Annotated in this window: 4 protein-coding genes and 1 pseudogene; 4 read left to right on the forward strand and 1 reads right to left on the reverse strand. The window is 73.0% G+C overall.

Annotation, left to right across the window (positions count from 1 at the left end):
• Both F9B16_RS52000 and F9B16_RS48985 read left to right on the forward strand, forming a co-directional pair.
• A pseudogene (locus tag F9B16_RS52000) lies at positions 1-920 on the forward strand (hypothetical protein); the annotation flags it as partial.
• A gap of 41 nt (positions 921-961) precedes the next feature.
• Entirely contained in the window at positions 962-1,846 is an 885-nt protein-coding gene (locus F9B16_RS48985) for an aminoglycoside phosphotransferase family protein (RefSeq protein ID WP_151547111.1), read from the forward strand.
• 35 nt (positions 1,847-1,881) lie between these two features.
• Here the strand turns inward: F9B16_RS48985 and F9B16_RS48990 are convergent, their stop codons facing one another.
• Positions 1,882-2,697, reverse strand: a complete 816-nt coding sequence (locus F9B16_RS48990) for an SAM-dependent methyltransferase (protein ID WP_151547112.1) — start codon at positions 2,695-2,697, stop codon at positions 1,882-1,884.
• Between the two features lie 66 nt (positions 2,698-2,763).
• Here F9B16_RS48990 and F9B16_RS48995 point away from each other — a divergent pair, with 66 nt between their 5' ends.
• Positions 2,764-3,990 (forward strand): cytochrome P450, encoded by a 1,227-nt coding sequence (locus F9B16_RS48995; protein WP_225992654.1) that lies wholly within the window; start codon positions 2,764-2,766, stop codon positions 3,988-3,990.
• Positions 3,991-4,091: 101 nt separating this feature from the next.
• Positions 4,092-5,135, forward strand: coding sequence for a nuclease-related domain-containing protein (locus tag F9B16_RS49000; RefSeq protein WP_151547113.1), 1,044 nt, complete (start codon positions 4,092-4,094; stop codon positions 5,133-5,135).
• Positions 5,136-5,467 lie beyond the last annotated feature (332 nt).

Below are 5,467 nucleotides of genomic sequence, written 5' to 3' on the forward strand. Positions count from 1 at the left end.
CGCCCGCCGGCGCGCCCGACGCGCCCGCCGATGCGTTCGCCGCCCTGAAGGCCGCGCTGGCCGCCGCGCTCGCCGAGGCCCGCGCCGTCCCGCCGGGCGACGACCTCGCCGCGTTCCGGTTCGTGTCCGGGCTGGACGAGGCGCTGCACGACCTGCCGGAGCTGCTGGAGACGCTGCCCGCCCTCGCCCGCGGCGGCGACCTCGGCCGCGACCTCGTCGCGCACTTCGAGGAGACCACCGCCGAGCTCGCCCGGATGCGCGCCGACCTCGCCGCCGACCGCCGCCGCCTCGACGGGCTGCGCCCCGCCCTGGACGCGATGAAGGCGACCGCCGGCGAGCACGCCGCCGTCCGCGCCGAGCTCGCCGAACTCCACCGCCTCGACGCCCTGCGCGCCGACCTCGACGCGCTCCGCGCCCAGCGCGACGCGTTCGACGCCCGCCTGCCGGAGCTGAACGCGGCCCGCGACGCCGAGGACGACCTCGACGCGTCCGCCACCGCCCTGCTCCGCCTCACCGGCGCGCAGCTGGACCGGCTGAACGCGCAGGTCAGAGAGGCCGTCGAGAGCGCGGCCGGCGCCGAGGCCGAGCTCACCGCCGCGCGGCGCCGCCTCGCCGGCGAGCGCGCCGCCATCGAGTCCCGGACCGCCGAGCTCGCCGCCCTCGCCGACGGCTTCACCGGCCTGCAGGCCGACACCGAACGGCTCATGCCCGCGCTCGCCCGCTACCGCGACGCCGACCGCGCCCTGCTGGACGGCCTCGCCCGCGGCTCCCTCGTCAAGTCGTCCGGCCTGCAGCGCGCCCGCGACGCCCTCGACCTGGTCGAACGCACCCTCGAAGAGCTGGACGCCGCGCTCGCCGCCGCCCTGGAGATCCACGACCACGCGCACGCCGAGGCCCGCCGCGTCCTGCCCCTCACCTAATCCGGTTGACCGTCCGGAGCGGCGTCGGGTCTGCTGGCCCGATGGCGAAGATGCACGCCAGCGAGGTCGAGACGGACGCGGACCTCGTCCGCCGGCTCGTCCGCGGCCGCTTCCCGGAGTGGGCGGCGCTGCCCGTCGAGCGGGTCGCGTCCGGCGGGACCGTCAACGCCGTCTACCGGCTCGGCTCCGCGCTGTCCGTCCGGCTGCCGCTGACGGCGGGCGGGGTGCGCGCGCTCTCGCACGAGACGCGGTGGCTGCCGGAACTCGCGCCGAGCCTGCCCGTCGCGATCCCGTCCGTCGCCGGGACGGGCGGCCCCGCCGAAGGCTTCCCCTTCCCATGGGCCGTACACCGGTGGCTCGACGGTTCGCCTCCGACCGAGGGCCAGGCCGGGGTTGAGCTCGCCCGCGACCTCGCCGGATTCGTCCTGGCCCTCCGCAAGACCGGCGTGCCCGGCGGCCCGGCCGCGTACCGCGGCGGCCCGCTGGCCTCCGTCGACGCGGGGATGCGGTCGGCGGTCGACGAACTGCGGCGCACCGACGAACCCTTCGACACCGCCGCCATCCTCGCGTCCTGGGACCAATCGCTCCGCGCCCCGACCTGGACCGGCCCGCCCCGCTGGCTGCACTCCGACCTCATGCCGAGCAACCTGCTGGTCGACGCCGCCGGACGCCTCAGCGGCGTCCTCGACTTCGCCACCTGCGGCATCGGCGACCCCGCCTGCGACCTGATCCCCGCCTGGAACCTCCTGCCGCCCGGCGCGCGGCCCGCGTTCCGCGACGCGGTGGACGCCGACGACGCGACCTGGCTGCGCGGACGCGGCTGGGCCCTCTCCATGGCCGTGATCCAGCTGCCGTACTACCGCACCACGAACCCGATCATCTCGGCCAACGCGCGGTACACGATCCGCTCCGTCCTCGACGCCTGATCGGGGGACACGGACGCCGGCCCAGGAGGCGTTGATCAGGGGACGCGGGCGACCGCGCACAGCATCGACACGTCCTCGACCGCCGGACGGTCCTCCGCCGGCTCCTCCGGACGCCACTCCACCACCGACCCCACGCCCGGCGGCAGCAGCTCCAGCCCGTCGAAGAACCGCGCGAACTCGTCATGGCTCCGCAGCCGGAACGGCACCCCGCTCCGCTCGTTCGCCTCCACGTTCACCGCGTACTCCTCCGGCGTCAGGTGGTCGCCGGTCGCGTGCGTCATCACCAGATGGCTGCCGGACGGCAGCGCGCCGAGCAGCGTCCGGACGATCCCGTACGGGTCGTGGTCGTCGGTGATGAAGTGCATCGTCGCGACCAGCATCAACGCCACCGGCCGCGACAGGTCCAGGGTCCGCCGCAGGTCCGCGTCGGCGAGGATCTTCTCCGGGTCGCGCAGGTCCGCGTCGATGTAGGCCGTCCGCCCCTGCGGCTCGCTCGTCAGCAGCGCGCGGGCGTGTACCAGCACGATCGGATCGTTGTCCACGTAGACGATCCGCGCCGACGGGTCGATGCCCTGCGCGATCTCGTGCACGTTGCCGGCCGACGGAAGCCCGGTGCCGATGTCCAGGAACTGCCCGATCCCCGCCTCGCCCGCCAGGTAACCCACCACCCGGCGCATGAACGCGCGATTCTCCCGGGCCGCGAGACCGACCGTCGGAAACGCCGACGCCACCATCTCCGCCGATTCCCGGTCGACCGCGAAATTGTCCTTGCCGCCGAGCCAGTAGTTGTAGCGGCGGGACGGATGCGCCTTCGTCGGGTCGATCCCCGGCGGAACCCGCTCAGCGTCCACGGCGCCCTCGCTTCGTCGCCCGCCGCGAAACCGCGACGGAAGTGAAATGGCAGGACCCCATTATGCGTGGCAGGATCGGTCCAGCGCATCGGCTACCCGGGAAGGCACACGGTGGACCCGTTCTACAGCCCGTTCGACTTCGCGATTCAGGAAAACCCCTACCCGGTGTACGCGGAACTGCGCGAAAAGTCACCGGTCTACCGCAACGAAACGGACGACTTCTGGGCGCTGTCCCGGCACGGCGACGTTCTGTCCGCGCTCCGCGACTCCGCGCGTTTCTCCAGCCGCAACGGCCTGCGCATCGAACCCGCCTTCTGGGGCCCCGAAGCGGAGAAGTTCTTTTCGTTCGTCGCGATGGACCCGCCCAAGCACACCCGCATGCGCGGCCTGGTCTCGCGCGCCTTCACCGCGCGCCGCGTCCAGGAGCTGGAGCCCCGCATCCGCGAGATCGCCCGCGACTGCGTCCGGCCGCACCTGGACGGCGGCACCTTCGACCTGATGACCGACTTCGCCGGCCGCTTCCCCACCGACGTCATCTCCGAGCTCGTCGGCGTCCCGGAGGCCGACCGCGGCATGGTCCGCGACCTCGGCATGGCGATCATGTACCGCGGTGAGGAGGGCGGCGACCTGCCGCCCGAGGCGCTGCAGGCCATCGGCGCCCTCGTCGGCTACTACACCGACCTGACGATCGAGCGGTCCAAGAAGCGCCGCGGCGACCTGCTGTCGGGGCTGCTGGACGCCGCCGACGGCGACGACCGCCTCACCCCCGAGGAGATCGTCGGCGTGCTGATCCTGCTCGTCGGCGCCGGCATCGAGACCACCATGCTGACGCTCGGCAACGCCTGGCACGCCGCCTGGCTGCACCCCGCCGAGCGGGCCCGCGCCCTCGGCGGCCGCATCGGCGACTGGATCGAGGAGACGCTCCGCTGGGAGCCGACGTCGCAGGTCCTCGCCCGCACCGCCACCGAGGACATCACCCTGCACGGCGTCACCATCCCCGCCGACGCGAAGGTCCTCCTGCTCACCGGCGCCGCGAACCGCGACCCGTCCGTCTTCCCGGACCCGGACCGCTTCGACCTCGACCGCGACACCGGCGCGTCCCTCGCCTTCGGCAACGGCCGCCACCACTGCCTCGGCGCGAACCTCGGCCGCCTCGAAGCCCGCATCGCGCTGGAGGAGGTCACCGCCGTCGTCGCCGACTACGAGATCGACGAGGCGGGCGCGCAGCGCGTCCACTCCTCCAACGACCGCGGCTTCGTCACCCTCCCCACCCGCATCACAGCGCGCCGCTGACCCGGCCCTCCCGGGGCGCGCCGCGCGCCCCGGGCCCTTCACCGCGACACCGCCGTGACATAAGGTGCCAGAGTCGGTCAACGATCGCGTAAGGGGCGGTTGTGGACGGTCTCGAAGCGAAGGTCTGGCGCCGCTACGGCCACCTGCGCATCTACGTGTCGCGCGACGGCACCGGGATCGGCTGGTACGACGTCCGGACGGGCCGCCACGAACTCACCGTCCCCGACCTGGCGGCCCCGTTCTGGAACGCCGTCCGCACCGAATGCCGCACCCTAGGCGAACCCGCACCACCCGCGCCCGGCACACGTCCTCCCGACGGCACCCCCACAACGGACCGCGCACGCCCCGAGTCCGCCCCGCAGCCACCAACCACACCAACCCACAACGCCCATCCACCACCAACAAGCACTGGACACACACCACCCACAGGCACTGAACGCACACCGACCGCAGACGGTGGTCTGACCCCAGCCGCAGGCGCTGGACACCCACCGGTTGCAGGCGCTCGATTCGCACAGGCCGCAGAAGAACCAGAACTCGACCTAGCCCTCAACCGCCCCGGCGGCGCCGCACAGGCCCGCGCCGACGAACTCCGCGACTGGCGCACCCGGCTCGCCGCCCTCGTCGGCGCCCGCACCCAGGCCCGCGACTTCGCGGTGGGCGCGAAGGCCGAACGCGTCATCGGCGGCAGGCTCGACAAATGGGCCCGCAAGCACGGCTGGCACGTCCTGCACGCCGTCCCCGTCGGACGCCGCGGCGCCGACATCGACCATGTCCTGATCGGCCCGTTCGGCGTCGTCACCGTCAACACCAAGAGCACACGCGGCAAGGTATGGGTGGCCGACAACGGCATCATGGTCGGTGGCACGAAGGTCGACTACCTGCGCAACTCCCGGCACGAGGCCCAGCGCGCCCGCAAACTCCTCGCCGACGCCTGCGGACGCCACGTCCCCGTGCAGGCGGCCGTCGTCTTCGTCGGCGCGAAGGGCTTCACCGTCCGCAACGGCGGCCCGCACGACGTCGCCGTCCTGCGGGACGTGCGGGCGTTCCGCCGCTGGCTGCGCCGCTGCGGAAACGTCCTGAGCCCCGAACAGGTCGCCGAAGTGCACGCAGCAGCACGCCGCCCCAAAACGTGGCGCCCATAAACGCTCCACGCCTGGGGTTCGCGCGTCACCGCTCGACTTTCCTAGGTCGCTTCGACATGCTTACCGCGCACGTCTTTTCCGCTTCGACCGAACGGGCCGTCTGGAAAGCGTTCGACTGGTGAGCACGAGTGGTTTCCTAGTTGTCGACGGGGTATTCAGGAGAATCACAAGAGGGGTGTTCGGGTGGTGGGGTGGCGCTTGCGTACGGGGCCGCCCCTCCAAAGTCAAGGGCGCCTTCGGCGTCGCTTCGCGATGGACTTCGTCCACCCTTGACTTTGGAGCCTCTGCGGCCCCTGGGCAGGTGATGGGGGCAGGCTCCGCCTGCCCCGCCC

The organism is Actinomadura montaniterrae (genome assembly GCF_008923365.1).
In the GTDB taxonomy this organism is placed as follows: domain Bacteria; phylum Actinomycetota; class Actinomycetes; order Streptosporangiales; family Streptosporangiaceae; genus Spirillospora; species Spirillospora montaniterrae.

Coding starts and splice junctions, on each gene's coding strand:
- F9B16_RS48985 (WP_151547111.1), top strand. CDS start 962: ATGGCGAAGATGCACGCCAGCGAGGTCGAGACGGACGCGGACCTCGTC.